At 69.3% G+C, this 19,195-nt stretch carries 24 protein-coding genes; 10 read left to right on the top strand and 14 right to left on the bottom strand.

Going from position 1 to position 19,195, the window contains the following annotated elements:
* Positions 1-97 precede the first annotated feature (97 nt).
* The 5 genes from ACFUO4_RS42030 to ACFUO4_RS42010 all read left to right on the top strand — a co-directional run bounded on the left by ACFUO4_RS42030 (position 98) and on the right by ACFUO4_RS42010 (position 3,792).
* Positions 98-952 (top strand): DUF317 domain-containing protein, encoded by an 855-nt coding sequence (locus ACFUO4_RS42030; RefSeq protein ID WP_383495555.1) that lies wholly within the window; start codon positions 98-100, stop codon positions 950-952.
* A 28-nt stretch (positions 953-980) separates the two neighbouring features.
* A complete protein-coding gene (locus ACFUO4_RS42025) occupies positions 981-1,472 on the top strand; it encodes a DUF317 domain-containing protein (protein WP_383495552.1) in 492 nt (163 codons plus the stop codon).
* Between the two features lie 6 nt (positions 1,473-1,478).
* Positions 1,479-1,832, top strand: coding sequence for a DUF317 domain-containing protein (locus ACFUO4_RS42020; RefSeq protein WP_383495881.1), 354 nt, complete (start codon positions 1,479-1,481; stop codon positions 1,830-1,832).
* Positions 1,833-2,089: 257 nt separating this feature from the next.
* Positions 2,090-2,914, top strand: a complete 825-nt coding sequence (locus ACFUO4_RS42015) for a hypothetical protein (protein WP_383495549.1) — start codon at positions 2,090-2,092, stop codon at positions 2,912-2,914.
* Positions 2,915-3,168: 254 nt separating this feature from the next.
* Positions 3,169-3,792 carry a hypothetical protein gene (locus ACFUO4_RS42010; protein ID WP_383495546.1) on the top strand — a complete coding sequence of 208 codons (624 nt, stop codon included), beginning with the start codon at positions 3,169-3,171 and terminating at the stop codon, positions 3,790-3,792.
* A 235-nt stretch (positions 3,793-4,027) separates the two neighbouring features.
* Here the strand turns inward: ACFUO4_RS42010 and ACFUO4_RS42005 are convergent, their stop codons facing one another.
* Positions 4,028-4,216: a hypothetical protein gene (locus ACFUO4_RS42005; protein ID WP_383495543.1), complete on the bottom strand. Its 189-nt coding sequence runs from the start codon at positions 4,214-4,216 to the stop codon at positions 4,028-4,030.
* Positions 4,217-4,443: 227 nt separating this feature from the next.
* On the opposite strand from ACFUO4_RS42005, the gene ACFUO4_RS42000 reads away from it, so the two are divergent.
* The 3 genes from ACFUO4_RS42000 (at position 4,444) to ACFUO4_RS41990 (ending at position 5,504) form a co-directional block, all read left to right on the top strand.
* Positions 4,444-4,818 carry a DUF317 domain-containing protein gene (locus tag ACFUO4_RS42000; RefSeq protein WP_383495540.1) on the top strand — a complete coding sequence of 125 codons (375 nt, stop codon included), beginning with the start codon at positions 4,444-4,446 and terminating at the stop codon, positions 4,816-4,818.
* A gap of 36 nt (positions 4,819-4,854) precedes the next feature.
* A complete protein-coding gene (locus tag ACFUO4_RS41995) occupies positions 4,855-5,079 on the top strand; it encodes a hypothetical protein (RefSeq protein ID WP_053214963.1) in 225 nt (74 codons plus the stop codon).
* 248 nt (positions 5,080-5,327) lie between these two features.
* Complete coding sequence (locus ACFUO4_RS41990; RefSeq protein ID WP_383495537.1) at positions 5,328-5,504, top strand: hypothetical protein; 177 nt, start codon at positions 5,328-5,330, stop codon at positions 5,502-5,504.
* A 138-nt stretch (positions 5,505-5,642) separates the two neighbouring features.
* Here ACFUO4_RS41990 and ACFUO4_RS41985 read toward each other — a convergent pair whose 3' ends face one another.
* The 10 genes from ACFUO4_RS41985 to ACFUO4_RS41940 form a co-directional block, all read right to left on the bottom strand.
* A complete protein-coding gene (locus ACFUO4_RS41985) occupies positions 5,643-6,170 on the bottom strand; it encodes a proline dehydrogenase (RefSeq protein ID WP_383495534.1) in 528 nt (175 codons plus the stop codon).
* Positions 6,171-6,301: 131 nt separating this feature from the next.
* The gene (locus ACFUO4_RS41980) at positions 6,302-6,709 is read right to left on the bottom strand and encodes a hypothetical protein (protein WP_383495531.1); all 408 of its coding nucleotides are present in this window, start codon (positions 6,707-6,709) and stop codon (positions 6,302-6,304) included.
* Between the two features lie 67 nt (positions 6,710-6,776).
* A complete protein-coding gene (locus tag ACFUO4_RS41975) occupies positions 6,777-8,513 on the bottom strand; it encodes a relaxase/mobilization nuclease domain-containing protein (RefSeq protein ID WP_383495528.1) in 1,737 nt (578 codons plus the stop codon).
* A gap of 2 nt (positions 8,514-8,515) precedes the next feature.
* Entirely contained in the window at positions 8,516-8,866 is a 351-nt protein-coding gene (locus ACFUO4_RS41970; protein WP_383495525.1) for a plasmid mobilization protein, read from the bottom strand.
* Positions 8,867-9,135: 269 nt separating this feature from the next.
* Entirely contained in the window at positions 9,136-9,360 is a 225-nt protein-coding gene (locus ACFUO4_RS41965) for a hypothetical protein (protein ID WP_383495522.1), read from the bottom strand.
* A gap of 90 nt (positions 9,361-9,450) precedes the next feature.
* The gene (locus tag ACFUO4_RS41960) at positions 9,451-10,473 is read right to left on the bottom strand and encodes a DUF2637 domain-containing protein (RefSeq protein WP_383495519.1); all 1,023 of its coding nucleotides are present in this window, start codon (positions 10,471-10,473) and stop codon (positions 9,451-9,453) included.
* A complete protein-coding gene (locus tag ACFUO4_RS41955) occupies positions 10,470-11,060 on the bottom strand; it encodes a WhiB family transcriptional regulator (protein WP_383495516.1) in 591 nt (196 codons plus the stop codon). Before ACFUO4_RS41955 ends, ACFUO4_RS41960 begins: the two co-directional genes overlap by 4 nt.
* 101 nt (positions 11,061-11,161) lie before the next feature.
* Positions 11,162-11,869 (bottom strand): ATP-binding protein, encoded by a 708-nt coding sequence (locus tag ACFUO4_RS41950; protein WP_126896786.1) that lies wholly within the window; start codon positions 11,867-11,869, stop codon positions 11,162-11,164.
* The gene (locus ACFUO4_RS41945; RefSeq protein WP_383495511.1) at positions 11,869-12,810 is read right to left on the bottom strand and encodes a hypothetical protein; all 942 of its coding nucleotides are present in this window, start codon (positions 12,808-12,810) and stop codon (positions 11,869-11,871) included. The genes ACFUO4_RS41950 and ACFUO4_RS41945 overlap by 1 nt, the downstream gene beginning before the upstream one ends.
* A 3-nt stretch (positions 12,811-12,813) precedes the next feature.
* On the bottom strand, positions 12,814-13,173 hold the full coding sequence (locus ACFUO4_RS41940) for a hypothetical protein (protein WP_383495508.1): 360 nt from the start codon (positions 13,171-13,173) through the stop codon (positions 12,814-12,816).
* A 998-nt stretch (positions 13,174-14,171) separates the two neighbouring features.
* On the opposite strand from ACFUO4_RS41940, the gene ACFUO4_RS41935 reads away from it, so the two are divergent.
* On the top strand, positions 14,172-15,026 hold the full coding sequence (locus ACFUO4_RS41935) for a helix-turn-helix domain-containing protein (protein ID WP_383495505.1): 855 nt from the start codon (positions 14,172-14,174) through the stop codon (positions 15,024-15,026).
* 68 nt (positions 15,027-15,094) lie between these two features.
* Here the strand turns inward: ACFUO4_RS41935 and ACFUO4_RS41930 are convergent, their stop codons facing one another.
* Genes ACFUO4_RS41930 through ACFUO4_RS41920 form a run of 3 tightly spaced genes read right to left on the bottom strand, consistent with a single transcriptional unit; the run spans position 15,095 to position 17,961 of the window.
* On the bottom strand, positions 15,095-16,270 hold the full coding sequence (locus ACFUO4_RS41930) for an amidohydrolase family protein (RefSeq protein ID WP_383495502.1): 1,176 nt from the start codon (positions 16,268-16,270) through the stop codon (positions 15,095-15,097).
* A 29-nt stretch (positions 16,271-16,299) separates the two neighbouring features.
* Positions 16,300-17,415: an MAB_1171c family putative transporter gene (locus tag ACFUO4_RS41925; RefSeq protein ID WP_383495499.1), complete on the bottom strand. Its 1,116-nt coding sequence runs from the start codon at positions 17,413-17,415 to the stop codon at positions 16,300-16,302.
* Positions 17,416-17,418: 3 nt separating this feature from the next.
* A complete protein-coding gene (locus tag ACFUO4_RS41920) occupies positions 17,419-17,961 on the bottom strand; it encodes a hypothetical protein (protein WP_383495496.1) in 543 nt (180 codons plus the stop codon).
* 692 nt (positions 17,962-18,653) lie between these two features.
* On the opposite strand from ACFUO4_RS41920, the gene ACFUO4_RS41915 reads away from it, so the two are divergent.
* Complete coding sequence (locus tag ACFUO4_RS41915) at positions 18,654-19,094, top strand: pyridoxamine 5'-phosphate oxidase family protein (protein ID WP_383495493.1); 441 nt, start codon at positions 18,654-18,656, stop codon at positions 19,092-19,094.
* Positions 19,095-19,195: the final 101 nt, after the last annotated feature.

Below are 19,195 nucleotides of genomic sequence, written 5' to 3'. Positions count from 1 at the left end.
TCCAGTGCCGACAGCCAGATGCCGCCGCGCGACCGCGCCCACGTGCCCCCACGCGAGCCGCTCAGCGACCCGTGCCCCACCGCCCGAAGGCCCTCTCATGCCCAGCCTGGATCCCCTCGCCCTCGACCCGAACGCGGATGTCCTGGTCAGCCCCGGCTACCTCGCCGGTCCTGGCGACAACCGCAGCATCTTCAACTCCCTCGATCTCGCTCCCGGTTGGACCAAGGCCGTCGCCTTCGGCACCGACACGTATTACACGAGCCCGTGCCAGCGCGTACGTGTCGCCAACGCCCTGGAGAGCTTCTACGGCGGGTGGACCATTTCCTACGCCGAGGACCCGCTCGGCGTCCCCGACTGGATCACCACGTTCGACCGGAACACACCCCACGAAATCGTGGCCGCCTTCACTGGGACCCTCGTCGAGGGAGTGCACAACAACTTCGCCGACTTCCTCAGCGGTGGCCGGCGCTACACGGGCATCAGCCCCGCGTCCCTGACGGCACGGCATCGGTGGGAGCCGGTAAACGGCACCCGACCGTTCCGTACGGTCTCCCCCGACGGCCACGCCACGTATCAGATGAGCGTCGGCTGGCTGCACGAGTACGACGAGCTGCTCACGCCCGAGAAGTCGACGTGGCGGATGTCCGCCGGCCCTGATCCCGTGTATACGCCGAGCTGGCAGGCCTTCTTCAGCCGGTACACGCCGCAGCACCTCATCGCGGCCTCCACCGCCGTGTTCACGGACCCCACCCCCGTGCCGCGTGCCCTGGACCAGATCCCCGACCGGCACCGCTCACTGGTCTCGGTCGCCCGCGCGGACGCGGCCGGGCCCGGCCCGCGGGCCGCAGCGGCGCTCGCGCGCAGCACCCAAGCCCAGGCGATACACGTACCTCCGCCTCTGGCCGCGCCGACCGCGCTCGCCACGCACGTCGGCTCCCGACGGCAGCGCTAACCCTCACCCTCAGCCCCGGAGTCCCACCGTGCCGATCACCGCCCCCGACGGGGACCTGTACGTCTCCCCGCTCTACCTCGCCGGCTGCACCTTCACCGGCGACCCCGCCCTCGCACCCCTCCTCGATCACGGCTTCGCCCTCCACGACGACGAGCTGGCGAACGTGTACGTCTCCTCCCCGCAACGGCACATACGCCTGGGCTATCTGCCCGAGGGGGAGGACGACACGCTGTGGAAAGTCGCCGTCCACGCTGATCCCTTCGGCCCTCCGCACTGGATGGCCACATTTGACACACCCACCCCCACCGAGCTGGTGACCGCCTTCACCACTGCCCTCGCCAGCAGTTACACGAAGGGGCCGGACGCCTACCTGTCCGGTATGGACCATCCGATCGACGAGGCCTTGCGGCCCCTGACACGAGCTGGGTGGCAGCGCACGGACACGTGGGCCGCGACCACGTGCACCGCACCTGACCAACTGGCCGGACTCACCTACTCGCGCCGCCTCCCCAACTCGTAGGCCGAGCTGCACTCCGGCGCACACCGATGGCTGCTGTGGGGCGGCAAGGACGGTTACCACTCACGCTGGTACGCCACTTTCACCTCCCGCACGCCCATCCACCTGATCGCGGCGACCACCGCACGCCTTGCCGACCCCACACCCGTGCTCCGGTACGCGGCCGAGATCCCCTCCCGAAACCGCGGAGCGGCCCACATCACTCCAGTCACACCGCCGGTACCGACTCCACTGGATGTCCGCCGAGCCGCTGCCGCCCGCGCTCGCACCACCATTCCCCGGGCCGTCGTGCGTGCCCCAGCGATGGCGACGGCAGGCGGCCCCTCCGCTACCCTTCCGGTGCGCGCACTCCGGCGCCGATAACCGCCGCACCTTGCCAGAGCTCGGCGGTGGTAGACACGCTGTCCGCGAGCCGCCGAAGCGTTCTCCCGCTCCATGCCGGCCACGCCGCCGGTACCGCCGCCGCTGGGCGTCCGCGGTCCGCCCAGGGTTGAAGTCACCCGACTCCCCCACCAGAGAGAACTCGGTACAATGAGCCTTGTGTACTGAGTACATTCCATCTATCGTGAGGGCTACGCAACCGGACTCCACCCGGCCAGACCAAGGGAGCGCCCCGCCCTGTGACCAGCACAAAACGCACGCGGTACCACGTCGGAAACCGCGAGATCGGCCTCGACGTCGAGTACCGCGTCGAGTGCATCGGCACCCTCGCCGAGGCCCGCGAGTGGCTGCGCGCCGACGTCGAAGCCGTCGCAGAAGATGTCGAGGACCCGAGCCCGTTTGACGCATTCCTCGATGCCCTCGACGACGCCGAGATCGTCGGCGAGCACCACATCGACACGTTCGCCTTCTTCGTGCAGGCCGTCGAGGACTGCGGGTGCCCGTGCGATTGCGCCGAGCGCGGCGAGAAGTGCGACGGCGAGCACCGTCGCGAGGCCGCCGCCGAGCCTCGGCTCACCGACGCTGACGAGAAGGGCCGATCCACGTTCCAGTTCGACGGCGCCGAGTACGCCGTGTTCAACACCTCGGGCAAGGCCCTTGAGGAGCGTTGGGCCGTCGCCAGGGTCCCCACCGAGGACCCGTCCCTGGGCGGCCGCGACTACTTGCTCGCGGGCGCCTCGACCCGCGAAAGCGCGTTCGCCCTGGCCATCGAGAAGCTGCACCCTACTCGCCTGATCACGTTCACAGAGCTACGCGACAACCGCGAGGCCGGACAGTTCTCGCAGGTCACCGCCGACGGGTGGGTCTGTGCCTGGCCAACCGAGAGGTACGCCGTCCTATTCGAGGACGGGGAGGCGCGCGCCCAGATCTACCCAGGTAGCCCCGTCAAGGTGTCCGTCGCGAAGGCTGGGGGGGACGGGTTCGACGCCCTTGACGGCGAGTGGCGGTTCATCGAGACAGCCGCCCTCGCCGCCCGCGCCCACATCCTCGACACCCGCGACTGACCCACCATGCGAGCGCCCATACCGGAGGGGGGCTGGTGTTCGTCGAGTTCTTCCCCATGGTCGTGACGGCTTTCCCGCCGACGAGGGTCATGCCCGCTGTTGGTCGACTTCCGCCACCCGGACTGCGCGCGTCGAGCAGGTCGCTCTAGACCGCGTGCCGACCCCGCGCGAGCGAAACGCCGTGTGCGTCGTATGACCGCCCCGTCCAGCGTCGTCCGAGGCTGGACCCGACCGCGCCACCAGGAGCAAGAACCATGAGCAACGAGCAGCCCTACCAGACGGCCGCAGGAAGGCTGCGCACACAACTGCTCGCCGCTCTCGACCAGTTCGAGAAGGAATCCGAGGCCGAGCAGCGCCAGTACGAACCCGCCGAATCGTCGGGCCTCGAACGCCTCGCCCAGGAGTACGCCCGAGCGGCCACCTCCACGGCGCGTGCCGCCCTCGCCGAGCGGGTCGGTCCGTCCCTCTCCCTCACCGAGGCTGGTGTCATCCGCCGCACCGCCAAGGCCGTCGAGGGCGCCCTACCGAGCGTGATCGTCGGGGCTCGTATCGATGGGTGGACGGCCGCCGAGATCGCTGCGGAGCTAGGCGTGACCGCGTCGTACGTTCACAGGATCCTGCGAAACAACCCATGGGACGCGGTATGGACCATGTACCGCGCGACCGGCGAGGGCACGTGGGAACCGGTCGAGTCCGGAACCTTCTGCGCCACCGAGTCCGCCGCCAGTGTCGCCGACCAGATACTCGGTGAGCGTATCGACCACTCCCTCGCCCGCAGTGGAGCCCGCGTGTGCGTATGGCGAACTGGCGAGGAAGGTGACCCGGACGACGCCCGGTTCACCGCCAGGCACGATGGTGACACCGTTCACGACCACTGAACAGACCATGACGCGGGCCCCTACACGGCGACTCCACCGCCGGGCGGGGCGAGTACCGACACGACGGGGGGCGGGGCGACCCCAGCCCTGGGCAGGGTCAACCCCAACCAGGGCAAGTCAAGCCTCCAGCAGTGGGTAGCCAGCCGTCGTTACGAGCCAACGGCAGCCTCGCCGCCGAGCTCCGACGTCCCGGCGTACCCCCGAGCTCACGCAACAGGGTTCGCCCTGCGCAGCGTTAGCCGATGCCGGGCCATTCGTGTCGGTCCGCTAACAGCACTCCGTCGGTCTCGGCCCCCATAAGCCGCACCAGCTCCTCCACGGTCAGCTCGATCCGCCGCCCATCAGCCATCCGGGACCTGCCCAATGAGGCGGCCGCGACGTCATCAGCGGACTCGTCGTACACGCGGATCTCCTCGCTGCCCAAGCCAGCTCCTCCCCCGGCCTCCGCCCGGCTCCTGCGAACAGCCGCTCCCGCAACAGCTGAGAGAACAGCCGTTTCATTCCGTCTCGGACGGACATCAGTCGCCGCATCCGCAGCCAGTTCGCCCACGGCAGACGCACACCGCGGGCAACGACTGGAGACACCGCCCAAGACCATGGCAACGTACGGGAGCCCGGAAAAACCGCAGGTCAACGAAGGGTTCTCTGTTCGTGACGCTCACCGCCACAACCGTGTTCCGGCCTCTCGCAGAGCTTCCTCCCCCCGCCCTCGGCGAGCGTGAGTGGCTCCTCGAATGCCACTGCGCCCGACCCGTAACCGACCTTCTCAAGGCCCAGGGATGGGACGTCGTCGCCGACCTGGACTGCAACGTCCACTGCTCCAGCCCCGACCGACGCGTGTACGTGGGCTTTCTCCCCGAGACCCAGGAGGCAGCACGCGGCGAGCTGTGGCACATCCACGTCACGGACAACAGCGGCACCAAGGCCTGGCGCCAGACCTTCGGACCGGATACCCCGGCACAGGCCGTCGCCGGGTTCCTCGCCGCTCTGATCAACTTCCCCACCCGCTACTGCACCTGCGTGTAACACCTGCTCCGCACTCTCATCGCCCAGGAGACCGTCTTGCCCTCCGAGATCACCGTTGGCCAACTGGTTCACCAGCTCCAGACCTTCGACCCCGACCTGCCCGTGTACCTCGCCATCAATCCCGACTGGCCCTACGCCCACCGCATCGGCCGCACCATGGAGATCACCGGGGCGACCGGAGCCGTCTACATCGCTGAAAACGGCCAGGAGGGCGTGCTGCCGCCCGCCGTCCGCAACCAGCTGGACTGGGCCGACGTATGACGTGCCACCCGCGGACACGGCCCACTGCGCCGCCGATCAAATCCTCCGACTCCTCGCACCACCTGCTCCTCAGCGACCTGGTCCATCACCCCATGCCACGGTCGGTGCGCGGCGCTCTCCTCCGCTGCGTGCCGCCTTATCCCGCCCAGCCGATCCACACGGTGTGGATAAGCAACCTGAAGTCCGAGCGTCTCCATCCCGGCTCCATCCTGCTCAGCTGGGAGCCCGGGCTCGGAGGCGGAATGGATGTGACCGCTCGCCTCCGTCTGGCCTCGGCGGAGGTCCTCCTCGCCAGATGGCCGGACCTCCACGGCGACTGGACCACGGTCGTGCACCCCACTCTTCACGAGGTCATTGGGCTTCACACCGCGCTGTCCGTCGCCACCGACGCGCTGCACCTCGCCAACCACCTGGCGACCCGCTGACGAGCCGTTCCCCGCGAACTTTCGAGGGCTGCCCCAAGATTGGGGGCAGCCCTCGTGGCGTTGGGACATCGCAGCCCTGTGTCGGACGGCCGAGTGCCTTCTTACTGCTGGCCGCTGCTATGCCCACGAGCGCGGCTATCAGAGACGAATCCCGCTGTCGCCCAGGACGTCGGCGGCTGCCGTGCGAAGACCCTTCACGGCTTGGTAGAGCAAGTGCTCCCGCTCGGCGGCGAGCGCGGTGTCCTCGGCCTTGCGGGAGGTGTCTTCCGCGTGAGCGTCACGCACCATCCGCCGCACGACTTCGGCGAGGTCGGCAGCCGCTCGGACCACGGTGTAGAGAGCCTCCACCACGGAAGGCGGCCCCTCCAGGACGACGAGTTCGGCGGCCCGGTGGACGTCGCGGGCCTGGGCGACGAAGCGTTCCATCTTCTGGTCGACGTCCCTCAGGTCCGGCCGGTCGGCCCGTAGCGCGTCACGCACTGCGTCCAGGGCGACGTCGCGGTCGTACACCGCGCCCAGGTAGTTCGCGTAGGCGTCCCGGCGGTGCTGCCGACGCCACTGCACGAACTGCGAGCGCGCCGCCGCGCGTCCGGTGACCATCGCGGAGCCGAGGGTGGCGAGTGAGCCTACGGCGGCACCGAGCAGAGCGGCGAGTCCAGCGTCCATCGCCCCATTCTGCCTACGCCCAGGCGTACTTGAGGTGCACCCCGGTGCGAGACCAGGTCGTTCACAGGGAGCCTCATGAGCCCTGGGTGCATGCACCATCGGACGTCGTCCATGGTGCATGCCCGCGGGACCTATTCGGGCCTGGGCTCGGTCAGATAGATGCCGGCGAGCGTGCCGTCGTAGCCCGTGGCCTGAGCTGCGGCCTCCAGGCTCGGGTAGTCCTGGCCGCCGACGTCGATCATCGCCTCGTAGTCCGCGCGGGTCAGTTCGCGCTCGACCCACTGGTGCGCGCAGCGGCAGCGGATGCTGATCTCGTCGCGGTCGCAGATGACCATCCAGTCGCGCCGGGCGCCGCACTGCGGGCACATCGCAGGGATCCCGGTGATGACGATTTCCTCGGGGTGGGTGGTGGCGCGGAGGCCGATGCTGCCGTCGCCGAGTTGCATCTCCTCCTGGAGGCGCCGCAGGGGGTCGTCGCCGAGGGCCGTCTCCGGCAGAACGGTTCTCTGAGGGTGGAGGCCTTCGTCGAGTATCTGCATTGTCTCCTTCTCCATATCAACCAGCCCTAACAGGCGCCGGCCGTCGATGTCCAGCTCTTTGCGCTACTCAGCGCCTTGGTCCTCGGGGGTGAGGGTCCGCCCGGTGGGTCACGGCCGGAGCCTCGGGTGCCGGTGGCAAAGATGGGTGAGAGCGCAATTGCGCCGCCCGAGTGGCCGTGCGTGCACGCGGGGGCGCCATGGTGGCGGGCAGGTTGGCGATGCGTCGTAGTCGCCAGACGAGGACGTCGGTGACGCTGTCCGCGGTTTCCAGTTCGCGCCATTCGACGGCTTGCTGGAGGAGGGCGTCGGGGTCGTGTCCTGCGCGCTCGGCTTGGGCCAGGGTGGCGGCGAGGGCGTCCCAGCCGGGTTCGTGGCGTATCGCGTCGGGCAGGGCGGTTTCGAGAGTGCCGACATACCGTTCTCGTACGGGTTCGGGGAGGCGTCGACCGTGCTCGCGCATCGTGTTCATGGGGGCAGCGGCGGCCGATCGGTAGGCGCTGCGCAGGTGTTGTGCGGCTCGTTGTGCGGCGGCTGCCTGCTGGGCGTGGCCGCGGGCGGAGTGCCAGCGCGCGGCGGCGATGGTGACGAGGACCATCGTGGACAGGACCATCGCGGTGGCGCCGCCGTCTTCGCCCTTGCCGAGGGCGTTGCCGGCGCGGATGATGCCGCGGGCGGCGGCGCGTACAGCGCGGTTGTCGGCGCGCTCGGCGCGGACGTGGGAGCGGGTGGCGCGTTCGAAGGCGCGGGCGGCCTCGACGAGTTCCTTGCGGGTGGAGGCCGGGGCGGTCTGGGCGATGGCGTCGAGGAGTTCGCCGACGCCGACGAGTTGGGCGGCAGAGTCTTCGTCGTCGTCCTCGTGGAGGATCGATACCGCTCGTTCGGCGGCCGGGACTGCCTGGCGTCGGGCGCGGGCCGGGGGAAGTACTCGTTCGTCACCGTGGTCGGTGACGGGTTCGTCGTCGGGGCGTCCGGCGTCGAGGCGCTGGCGGATCCTGGGGAGGGAGAGGTCCGGGGCGAGTTTGGAGCCGGAGAACCAGATGGGTTCGCCGTCGCGGTTGCGGTCGCCGGGGAGGGCGACCTTGTATCCGAGGGTGTCGCCGGACGGGGCGATGCGCTGTTCGACCCGGAGGCCGGCCTCGGCGAGGCAGTGGAAGAACTCTTCCTCGCTGGCGGCGCCGGCCAGGGCGTGGCGGACGCTCTCCCGCAGGGTCTCGCGGGGTGTCTCGGTCCGGCCGGTTCGTTCGGCCTTGGAGCGTTCGGCGCTGGTGGGGCGCTGGGCGGCCGTGCTGTCGCCGCCGTTGAGGATCTGCAGGCCGAACTCCTTCTCGATCTTGCGGCATTCGGCCTGGGCGCGGATGCCGTCCTCGTGGCGGCGGGGGCGGCGACCGTCTTCGCGGACGAGGGTGGCGACGAGGTGGATGTGGTCGTCTGCATGGCGTACGGCGATCCACCGACAGGCCTTGTCGTCGCCGTATTCGGCGATGCCGGTGGCGTGGACGATGCGGCGGGCGACTTCGGCCCATTCGGCGTCGGTGAGGTGGCGGTCGCCGGGGGCGGTGCGGACGGGGCAGTGCCAGACGTGCCGGGCCGGTCGCCGGTCCTTCGGAAGGGCAAGGACGGGGAGGTCGAGTCGGTCGGTGAGTTGCTTGAGCGTGGCGGACGGGTCGCGTCCGGGGTCGGGGGCGAGTTCGGGCATCCAGGCTGCGACGAGGTGCGGGTCGGTGTGTTCTTCACGGCGGCCGGGGCCGTAGAGGTAGTTGAGGAGTCCGTACGTGCGGCTGCCGGTGGAGATGTCGGGGACCACTGTCAGCGCCGCGCGATCTCGATCGCGGCGGCCTCGACCCGGTCCGCGGCCCGTAGGACACGGGCGACCGCGGCGTCCACGTACTCCACGTGACCGCCGGAGTTGAGGATGCGGGCCACCTGGTTGAGGTTGCCGCCGACGCGGGCGAGCTGTGCGCTGGCGGCCATCAGTTCTTCGACCCGGCCGCGTTGGTCCAACAGCCAGGGCTGGGGGCCTCCTTGGGCCTGGGCGACCGCGACCGCCGCGTCGGCGAGGAACCCGGCGGTCTTCAGGCCGACGGCTTCCGCCGCGTGCTTCACCAGCGCGAGTTCGTCGGAGGTCAGGCGGACGCTGCGGACTTGGTCACGGTGCACACGCTGGCGCAGGCGAGGTCGCGTACGCGGTGCGGCGGGCAGCTTCGATTCCCCTCCTGGCTGCGATCCGCCCTCGGTCGCAGCCTCCGAGCCCGGCACCCCCTGGTGCCGGGCCTCCCCCACCCCTCCTGGGGCGGGGGTAAGCCCTTCCGAAACTCCTCCGCAGCCCGTGGCGGCGGAGGAGTTTCGGAAGGTACAGCTTGCTCGGCTTCGTGCCGGGCAGTCACCTTGCCGCAGGTCAGAGGTTGTTTCGGGCGACTCGGAGGACGTCATCGGGGCGTCTGGGCCTTCGTACGGCGCATGTCGCGGTGGACCTCGGTGACGAAGTCGAGCGCGAGGACCGGGTGGTGCAGGGTGCGAGGCGTGCTGGCGGGGGTTCGCTGGACGGTCCAGGTGCCGTCCGGGCCGGGTTCGGCGCGGTGGAGATGGCCGTACCGCCGGAGCACAGTGATCCAGGCGTCGGCTTCGGCGGGAGTTGCCGGGGTGGTGCGCATCGTGGTGTCTCCGGTGCGTGGAGGGGAGTTTGGTGGGGTGCGGGCGGCCCGGCTGTGGCCGTTGGCCGCCCGCTTGTCCGGGCCGGTCGGTCAGCTGGTCTTGGTGGCCGACTTTTGGCCGGTCTCGGCGCGGAGTTGTTGCATCAGGGCGGTCAGCCGGTCATTGGCCAGCGTTTTGCCCTGTCCGCGGATGGCGTCGGCGACGACCCCGCGAGTGACCTTGCCCGCGTCGGCGACCGCCTGGCGGGCGATCGGCAGGAAGGTGTCCGCCGCCTCTGCGGTGTCCGAGCCGCCGTTGTCCGAGCTCTCCGAGGCGGTGTCCGGGCCGGTCTCCGGCTCGGTGACCGTGGGGGCGGCAAGCCGCAGGCGGGTGACCGGGGCAGGTCTACTGACCGGCTGTCCGCCCAGGTCAGCGGCCTCTCCGCCGTTCGCCAGCTCCGCCTCCGGAGCGCTCGCCGTGTGTCCGGACGGCTCCTCCCGGTCAGCCGTTCGCGGCACGTTCGGGCCGGAGGTGACCGCCGGACGGCCGCTCTCCGGCCGGGCGAGCGTGGCCGAGTGGCCGGAGGTGGCCGGGACCGGCCGGTGTCCGTCCGCCGCGAGCGCGGTCTCCGGCCGGTCAGCGGCGATCCGGTCAGTGCGGACGGTGAAGGTGTCCGAGTGTCCGTGGTGACCGGCCTCGGTGACCCGGCGGGCGATGAGGATGTACAGGTGGACGGCTCCGGCCAGGGCGAGCGGGGCGAGGGTGGACAGGGCGCCGACGGTGACGTCGCCGAGCCGCAGTCCGCCACCTCCGAGGTGCTGCTGGTTGAGGCGTACGGCGTGCAGGGCGTTGGCCCAGATGCTGGCGGCCGTCGCGGTGCCGAACAGCGTCCACACGTACAGGCGGGCCGCGAAGGAGGCGGTGCGCAGGACGAGGAGGGCGCGTACTCCGTAGGCGATGAAGCCGTCGATCACCAGGGGGAAGAGGAACGTGAGGGGTCCGCGGACGTGGATGGCGGTGGCCATCTGCTGCAGGGCGTCGTACGAGAGCGCGCACCCTGCGCCGCCGAGCGCGACGATCGCGGCTCGGTCCCAACCGGTGATCTGAGCCGGTGTCGGTGCGCTGTGGCTCACGCGGCCGTCCCGAGGTCGTCGCGTGCGGGGGTCTCGGCTGCGGGTGCCTTGAGCTCCTTGGTAGGACTCTTCGGCTTCTTCTTCCCCTTGTTCGCCTTCTTCTGGTCGAGGGCGCGGTTGCGGATCTCCCGGCGGATGTTGCGGTAGAGCTTCTCGGCGTGCTCCTCGGTGAACTTGAGCAGCCAGGCGAGCCGCTCCGCCGGCACCTCGGCGTGGTAGGCGGCTATGACGACGGCGTCACGCTCGGCCTGGGTGAGGTGGATGTCGCGGCCGGCCAACACCTCGTTCACGCGGGCGTAGTCGAAGCGGCGGTGGAGCTTGCGGTGCAGGGGGTCGCGTTCCTCTTCGGTCATGCCGCCCCGGATGCCGTCGCGGTCGCCGTTTTCGAGGGCCGCGTCGAGGCAGGTGGCGCGGACGGGGCACTGCGCGCATAGGGCCTTGGCGGCGCGGATGCGGTCCATCTCGTCCGGTTCGGGGAAGAAGATCTCCGGGTCGACCTGGTGGTGGGTCGTCGAGCGGCAGGCGGCGCTGTCGTGCCAGGTGAGGTCGCCGAGGGTGCGCGGGGTCTGGTTCTCGGTGCTGTGCATGTAGGTGTCTCCGGTCGCCCTGGGCGCGTTTTTGGGCAGGCGCGTCCCAGGGGTTGGTGCGTGAAGGAGGCGGAGGCGGTGGCAGCCGGTCGCGGCGGGGATCAGGCGGCGGCGATGCGGCGCCGCTCGGCTGCGAGGGCTCGTCTGCGGTCGGGGCCGTCCAGAATGACCTTGTCGCTCATCTCGGTCAGCCGTGAGGCGACCCGGTCGCCGATGTGCTGACGGAGGTCGGCCATGCCGAGGTTGGTGGTGATGAGGGTCGGGAGCATCTCGTTGTAGCGGCGGTTGATCAGCCGCATCGTGATCTCCTCGGTCCACTCGCTGTTCTTGGCCGCGCCGAGGTCGTCGATGATCAGCAGCGGGCAGCGGGCGAGGTCCATCAGTTCCCGCTCGCCGTCGTGTCCGGGGCGGGGTCGCAGTTCGGCGTACAGGTCGGCGGCCGTGGTGGCCTTCCAGCGCAGCCGGACTCCGGCGAGGAGCAGCGAGCGGATCGCGCCGTACGCCTGGTGGGTCTTGCCGGTGCCGGTGGTGCCGACGATCAGCAGCGAGCGGCCCTGCGCGATGCCCGGCGCACCCTCGGGTCCGGGGCGGCCGGCCTCGGCGATCGCGCGCACCCAGGCGGCGACCGCCGGGTGGTCGGCGACGGCGGCCTGGTAGCGGGCCGGGATGCGGGCCTGTGCCGCCTGGAGGGCGGGAATCGGCTCGACGGGGTCGGTGAGTTGGACGGCTGGGTCGATGCCCCGGGCGGTGAGGATGCCCGCCAGGCGGCGGGCGATGCCGCCGATGGGCTGGGCGTCACGGTCGCGCATCACAGCTCCTCGGCGTAGGCGGCGGCAGGGTCGGCGGGGTTGGCCCAGGCCCGGTGACCGGGCACGTTAGGCCGCGATTCCGTCCGCACCAAACCGGCGGGGGCGGCGTTCATGGCCTCGTGGACCAGGCTCGGCAGGGTGCTCGGGTGCAGCCCCTTCGCCCGGTGACGGGCCAGCCCGGCCCGGATGTGGACCGGATCGATGCCCTCCGCGAGGAGCTTGGCGGTCTCCCGTCCGAGGTGACCGAGCACGCCGCTGGGCGGGCGGTGGGCACATGCAGCCGCGTACTCGGCCATGAGCTGCTGGGTCGAGACGATCTCCGGTGCGGGGGCGCCTGCGCTCCCGGAAGGAGAAGTAGTTCCTAGATCCAAGTTCCTAGGTCCTAGATCCGGACCGTGAGGGCTCATCGAGGGCTCACGGAGTCCTCCATGAGTGCTCCGTGAAGGGTCCTGGGATGCGTTCTGATCTGCGGTTTTGTGAGGGTCGGGGAGCTCGTGCGGGGTACGTGAGTCCTCACTGAGTCCTCCGTGAGTCTTCACGGAGGACTCAGTGCCGTCTCCGTGAGTTCGTGGTGCGTCCGGCGCGGGCTGCACGACGTCGTGGTACGGGCAGGCGGGGAAACGGACGCCGCTGGGCCGGTTGACCTTCTGATGCTGGCGCCAGGTGACGATGTGCAGGTACCGCTTGCCGTCATCGCCCGCATAGCGGCAGATCAGGTGGGCGGAGGCGAGCTGGGTCAGGTCGTCCTCGACGTCCACGGGGCCGTGCTCCGGGCGGAGCGACCACAGCAGTCCGGTGATCACGGCGGGCTGGTCGCGGAAGCGACCGTGGTCGTCGGCCTGGGTGAGGAGGCCGAAGAAGGTCCGCTCCGCGGCGAGGGAGACCGCGGCGAGCGACTCGGACGCGAAGGCCTCGGGCTTGATCGTTCGGATCCGGGCCACGGGTCAGCGGCCCCCGTCCGAATGGGCACGGGCCCCGGCCGTGGGACGCAGGGTCCCAGTGGCGAGATCGAGGTCGTGCGCCTCGTCCCAATTCACCTCGGGGAAGGCTCGGATCACCCAGCGGGCGGCGGCCACGCGCTGGGTCCGGTTGAGAGGTATGGGCTGCCCCCGCTCGTCGTACGCGCGGGTGTAGGGGCTCGGCCAGGTCTGGGTGGGCTGATGCCGCGAGACGCGGACGATACGGGCACCGGGCACCATGTCCGCGAGGAGAACGGCCAGGCGGTGCTGGCGAGTGCCGGCGGTGGGGTCGTCGGTTTTGGCGGGCTGGGCGGCGAGTGCCCTTCCGGTCCAGGACTCGGGCATGCGACAATTCCTTACTCGTAGGTGGGGTGAGACGGCCGTTCTCGTCGAAAAGGTCAGCCGACTCGCCCCGGTTATGAATCCGCGCCCTCAGGGGTGGCGGGCCAGGCGCCCGGAAGCTGCTAACTTCTGGGCGCCGGTCTCATCTCCCGCTGAAGACCGCGTATTTGGCGTCTGATGTGGCTCTCATTTCCCCCTTGAGGAGATCCTGGTTCGGCGGTTTCGCCGAGGGACCAGCAACATATGCACACCGCTTCCAACACTCCAGTGGATTGCGGCCTGTGGGCTGATCCGACGCCAACTCGACATATATTGCTGAGGTGATGCACCCCCGCCCTCCGGCAGGGAGCGTTCTACTTGGTGGCCGCGAAGCCGCTGCGGGGCCTTGAGGTGCAGACTCCTGGCTGCCGCCTTCCCGGCCGCGTTACCGAACTACGCTTCCGTCTCCATGGCTCATCAGCTCCCGAGCGCCCCAGCATGGACGGGTTAAATCCACGGCAGACGTGCGACTCAGGAACGTGCGATCCGATGCGACTAACAGCACCGCGATACGGGCTGGAGCTTCTCCATTGATCACAAGCCCTGCCCGAACAGCCATACAGCCAGCCGCCGTTTGAAGCAGAAACATGCGAAACTCCTTGCGTATCAGCCACCTTGTAAGTACCGCGCGTGAACGCGAAGCAGCCGTGATGTGATCTCGGCGCCCTACCGAAAGGCAGGAGCACGCCCGACGATCGAGGGATAAGGCCCCTTCGCCGATTACACCTTGAGATCGCTCCACACGCGGGACCGCATGGAGCCCTCCCGGATCGATCTCCTCGGCCACTGCACCGCTGAAGATCGACAGCGAAGACCGAGCGAGCGTGCGACGCCCCCCGTTTTTCGCTAAGCTGAAGCTACATCCACTCGCACAAAAAATCAACGCGCCGAAGTTACTTCGGTTTGCAGAAAAATGAGGTTCGATGCCCGCCCGCCACTTCGACAGAGGTCGAGTACGCGCTGTGCGACGCGCCGCCGAGGTCGCCCAGACCGATGTGGCGACGGCCGTCGGCGTAGCGGACTCGACGGTCGCTGGCTGGGAGACAGGGTTGGCAACGCCCGATCCGGAGAAGCTGCCCGCCCTGGCGAAGGCACTCCGGCGGGAACTGGACGATCTCTTCCCTCGCACAGGTCTCCCCGACCTGACCGATCTGCGTTGCGACGCCGGCTACTACCAGTACGAGACGGCGAAGCTGATCGGGACGAAGAGCGCGGGTCCCGTGGCGGGAGCTGAACGGGGTGAGCGGCGACTCAAGGACAAGTACGTCCCCGCCTTGGCAGCGGCCTACGGGGTGAGCGAGGAGGAGTTGCGGCGCGCGGAGGACCGATCCATCGCCAAGGCGCAGGGTGGTGAAGCCGAATCGGAGGCCACCGCGACCGTACCCACGACCGGAGGACCGCCCGGCACGTTGGCGGAGAGAATCACCCTGATCCTGGAGCGTTCGTATCCCGGCGAGCAGGGTCCGCCAACGGACGAGGAGATCGCCGACGCGATCAACACGCATGCCGGGGCGCGGGTCATCTCCGCAGCAGGCGTACTGGATCTGCGTACCGGCGCCGTGGAGACGGCAGCGCCTGTCGTCCTTGAGGGCCTGGCGGCGTTCCTCGGTGTCTCACCGATGTACTTCCAGCCGGATGACGCCGTGGCCCGCCAGGTCTACGAGGGTCTCCAGCTCCTGTCGGCCTCGCGGCAGGGGACCGTGGGCCGGGTCAAGGGGCGCGGGATGGGCCCGCAGGGCCTGCCGACGAACGTCATGGAGTTCGTCAACGACCTGGTCACGGAGCTGGAGGAGAGAGAGCCGAACGACAGCGAGTAGCGCCTGTCCGAAGCCCGACCGGAGGCTTCGGACAGCGTGCGGGGCCGCTCCTGTTCTCGGGTCGTTCTCTACCGGTCGTGGTGTCGGCCGGCGGCGATCACGGCGCGGATAGCGCGTAGTGAGTCGAGGTCTTCGAGGGGATCCCCCTCGATCACCAGCAGGTCTGCACGGAATCCCGGAGCGATCTGGCCCGTCGTCTCGCCCAGTCCCAGCGCGTCGGCCGCGTCGGTCGTTGCCATGTCGAGGATCTTGCTGTTCGGCAGGCCCAGGTGCGCGTAGAACGACAGGGCAGGCACCAGTCCGTCGAACCCCGCCCGCTGGACTCCCGCGTCCGTTCCGGCGACGAGCTTGGCGCCTGCCTCGTCCATCTGACGGACCAGGTCGAACATGGCCGCCGCCCGTTCCTCGCCGAAGAAGCGCGGGAGCATCTGCCAGTGGGGGCTCACGGCCGGGCAGACGGCGATGCCGTCTGCGACGATCCGCTTCAGGACGTCCTGCCGGAGGTCGAAGCCGTCAGCTGTCATCCAGGTGCAGTGCTCGATCGTGTCCACGCCCGCTTCCACGGCGGCGGCGATGCCATCCGTACCGTGTGCGTGGGCGGCCACCGGCACACCAGCCTTATGCGCCTCGTCCACCAGGGCCCGCAACTCCTCCGGGGTGAACTGGCTCTGCCAGCTCTTCGGCCCGTCCTTGGTCAGGCCGCCTCCGGTCACCATGGCCTTGATCACGCCCGCTCCCGCGGCGAGGTTGCGCCGTACGAGATCGCGGACCTGGTCCACGCCGGAGACCTCGCCGCCCAGGAAGTGGCAGTGGCCGCCAGGAGGGGTGGCTGGTGTACCTGCGGACACGATGCGCGGGCCAGGGGTGCCGCCTCGGCTGATCTCCTCGTCAAGGCGGAGTGCCAGGCCGTTGCGGTCTCCCAGGTCCCGGACCGTCGTGACCCCGCTGGACAGGAGCTGCTTCGCGCGCCGGCGCATGTCGTCCAGCAGCTTCTCGTCGCTCGACTCGGCGAGGGTGGCCACCGGGTCGCCGCCGCCGTCGAACGCGAGATGCACGTGGGCGTCGATCAGTCCGGGAAGCACCGTCGCGTCGGGGAACGCCAGGTGCTTCCCGTCCGCGCCGGCCCGGTCGGCGAGCTGGGCGCGCGGCCCGACCGCGGCGATCGAGTCACCCTCGACGAGGACGGCACCGTCCTTCAGGTACGTCCCGGAGCCTGTAAGGACCCGGCTGGCGGTGATCAGCATCTCGTTAGGTCTCCCTCTCACTTCCACGGTCACGCGGTCAGCCGGAGCGCTTCCGACACCGCGATCAACTGACGGACGTCCGCGTCCCGGTCGTCCTCCTTCGGCACCGCGAGCGGCACTGCCTGTCCCGGCGCCGGCGAGCCCTGTCGGATCGTGTCGGCGGCACGCCGCAGTCGGTTCGCGAGTTCCACCGGCTCCAGGCTGAGCAGGTCGGCGTCACCGTCCTCGTCGACCAGGTAGGGGCTGATGTCGACCAGGCCGTCCCGGCATTCCACTATCCGCCGGTGGTAACGACGGTGCACGCCACGCGCCCGCCACCGATCCCACAGGCCGCGGGAGGCGGGACGCAGTTCGTTCTCCGGGTAGACGTCGGTCAGCAGCTGCCACAAGGCGCTCAGCCGACGGTGATCGCGGCGCCGCCGCAGCCACAGCCGGATGGCCGTGAACCTGGAGCGACTCGCCGAATAGGTGATGCCCGCGACGAAGAGCAGGATCGACACGACGAGCCAGAACGCCACGCCAGCCGTGAGCCGGTCCGGAACCGTTCCGCCGCTCCACCGGACGGCGACGAAGACCGCGCGGACGGCGCAGGCCACCGCCATGGCGCCCAGGCCGATCGCCGTCATCCACAGCCCTGTGGCGTGCGGTCGGCTCGACATGCGGGCATAGCGTGCGGTCCACCGTCCGGCGGCGCCGAGCGCGTACATCAGGTACAGGCCCGCGCCGGCGTAGAAGAAGGCGATCTGCGGGATCGTCATGTCCGCCGTGCTGAACGAGCCGGCGAAGTCCTCGTACGGCACGGTCACTGCCGCCAGGATGATCGCCACAGTGACCACGGACACGACGACGGCTTCCAACCGCGCGCGACGTCGCGCCGCCGGCGCGTCGGCCGAGTACAGGTAGAAGCACATCAGGAAGTAGACCGTCAGCAGCAACAGGACGTTCTGGATCAGCTTCGCCGTGCCGTGCCCGGCCACGGTGTCGATACCGGTGGTGCCGCCCGGCATGGCCACGGGGTACGACAGGCCCGCGCTCAGCAGGCAGAGGGCGACCGACCTCGTGGGCGCGTCATGTGGGGCTCGGGACCAGAGGTAAAGCCTCCACACGACGGCGGCCGCGATGATCAGCAGGAGTATCCCGCTCACTGGTTACAGCCACCCTCGCCGGTCGCCCAGGGCCGACTGGACGCGACGTACCTCCGGGTCCTCCGACAGAGGCGGGAGTTCGTCGAGCACCGAGGACCACTCCAGGATGATCGTGGCCGCGAGCTCGACCGAGCACTCCTCCTTGTCCTCGTACGAGCAACGGCGGGCGACCCGCCGGATCAGCTTGGGATCGAGTACGGGAATGAGGGTCGCCCAACCCTCGACGAAGTCGTCCGGGGATTCCTCCGGCGACCCCTCGGCCTGGTCCTCTTCCCACTCGGCGACGAGGATGTGGAGGATCTCGTGGAGGATGATCTGCCGCTGGTGCAGCCGGGTCGTCTCCTGCTGGTAGAGGATCACGTCCATCTGCGGCGTATCGACCCACAGCCCCGAGGGCCCCGGCTTCTCCAGCGGGAAAGGCCGCAGGGCGATCGGACGTCCGCGCCTCTCACTGAGGGCCTTGACCAGCTCCTCCACGTCCAGAGGCGGGCGGATGCCGAGCTCGCGCAGCTCCTGCCGCAGTCGGCGGTGAAGATCGCGTTCCACGGTCCGCCGCTCAGCTGTTCGCCAGCGCCCCAGCCTCCGGCGTCTCCCCCTCTCCTGCACAGGCACCGGAGGTTGCGATGCGTCGCGACGACTCTCTCCCAGAGACATTTGAGCTATCCCTTCGTACCGGCCGATCGGGCTCTTGCTCGGAGCCGGGCACCAGCCACCGCGGGTCAACGATGTTCGTGTCCCCGGACGGCGCACGAAGGCGGTCACGGGCGCCGAGACCAGCACCGGCCAAAGGGCACATGCCTACCTCAGCGATCGAGCCACGAGGACGTGAGAGAGCCTCTCCGAGCCCGCTGGATCGCTAACGCGAACAGCCAAGAGACCCGTCGAAGCCTCTACGGGAACAGATTCGGACCTTACGTGAGGCCCACATGAGATCAAGACCGAAAAGCCACCCCTGAAGATCCAACGACCAGAGATCATCTGCCGCAGCAAAACCCGACAAATCAACTAATCCCGATTTCGATCATGACCCTGAACTGCTGATTCACTTGCGTTCATATTGACCGCTGCGGCATCACCGGCGGGCACATCCGTTATCTCTTTGAGACATTTAGCGGGAGCATAAACCGTGTATTTAGTCACTAAAGGAGCGAACCTGCGGCCCCAGGGGCACGAAGAGATGTGTGTAAGGGGTCACTTCTGCGCCATTCTGTGCAGTCATCCGCGTTACGCTCCCGACCATGCCTAGCGACATATTCAGCCAGACACCTGAGCACTCAGTGTTTTGGAGCGAATACCATCTGTGCACAATGACCACGCTTCGCGCCGACGGCACTCCCCATGTGGTGCCTGTCGGCGTCACGCTTGATGTCGACGCAGGAGTCGCCCGAGTTATCACACGCAAATCAAGCAGGAAGGTCGCCAACATCCAGGCGTCCCGCCCCGGCGAAGCTCGCGCGGTTGTCTGCCAGGTCGACGGAGGCCGCTGGGCCACCCTGGAGGGCACGGCCGAAGTGCTGACCGACGCAGCGGCGGTCGACGACGCTGTGGCCCGCTACGCGGTTCGGTACGGCCGGACTCCGGCTCCGGACCCAGAGCGCGTGGTCATCGAGATCACGATTGACCGGGCCATGGGCCAGTTGAACGCCGCCCGTCCGAAGACGGCGAGCGCTGCGGCCTGACCCGCAAGAGCCTATGGAAGGGCAGAACCCGACATCTACGCCGATGTCACCGGTGAGTTCCGTGGTGACGCCAACGGTGTCATTGCGGGTGCCCTGCCCGG

This window comes from Streptomyces sp. NPDC057280 (assembly GCF_042668605.1).
Lineage (GTDB): Bacteria > Actinomycetota > Actinomycetes > Streptomycetales > Streptomycetaceae > Streptomyces.
This window is presented reverse-complemented; position numbering and strand designations above follow the sequence as displayed.

Excerpts from the sequence above, each read along its gene's own strand:
- ACFUO4_RS41930 (WP_383495502.1), bottom strand. The coding sequence starts at position 16,270 with ATGCTGATCACCGCCAGCCGGGTCCTTACAGGCTCCGGGACGTACCTG.
- ACFUO4_RS41915 (WP_383495493.1), top strand. The coding sequence starts at position 18,654 with ATGCCTAGCGACATATTCAGCCAGACACCTGAGCACTCAGTGTTTTGG.
- ACFUO4_RS41985 (WP_383495534.1), bottom strand. The coding sequence starts at position 6,170 with ATGGACGCTGGACTCGCCGCTCTGCTCGGTGCCGCCGTAGGCTCACTC.
- ACFUO4_RS41965 (WP_383495522.1), bottom strand. The coding sequence starts at position 9,360 with ATGCGCACCACCCCGGCAACTCCCGCCGAAGCCGACGCCTGGATCACT.
- ACFUO4_RS42010 (WP_383495546.1), top strand. The coding sequence starts at position 3,169 with ATGAGCAACGAGCAGCCCTACCAGACGGCCGCAGGAAGGCTGCGCACA.
- ACFUO4_RS41950 (WP_126896786.1), bottom strand. The coding sequence starts at position 11,869 with ATGCGCGACCGTGACGCCCAGCCCATCGGCGGCATCGCCCGCCGCCTG.
- ACFUO4_RS42030 (WP_383495555.1), top strand. The coding sequence starts at position 98 with ATGCCCAGCCTGGATCCCCTCGCCCTCGACCCGAACGCGGATGTCCTG.
- ACFUO4_RS41980 (WP_383495531.1), bottom strand. The coding sequence starts at position 6,709 with ATGCAGATACTCGACGAAGGCCTCCACCCTCAGAGAACCGTTCTGCCG.
- ACFUO4_RS41940 (WP_383495508.1), bottom strand. The coding sequence starts at position 13,173 with ATGCCCGAGTCCTGGACCGGAAGGGCACTCGCCGCCCAGCCCGCCAAA.
- ACFUO4_RS41955 (WP_383495516.1), bottom strand. The coding sequence starts at position 11,060 with ATGCACAGCACCGAGAACCAGACCCCGCGCACCCTCGGCGACCTCACC.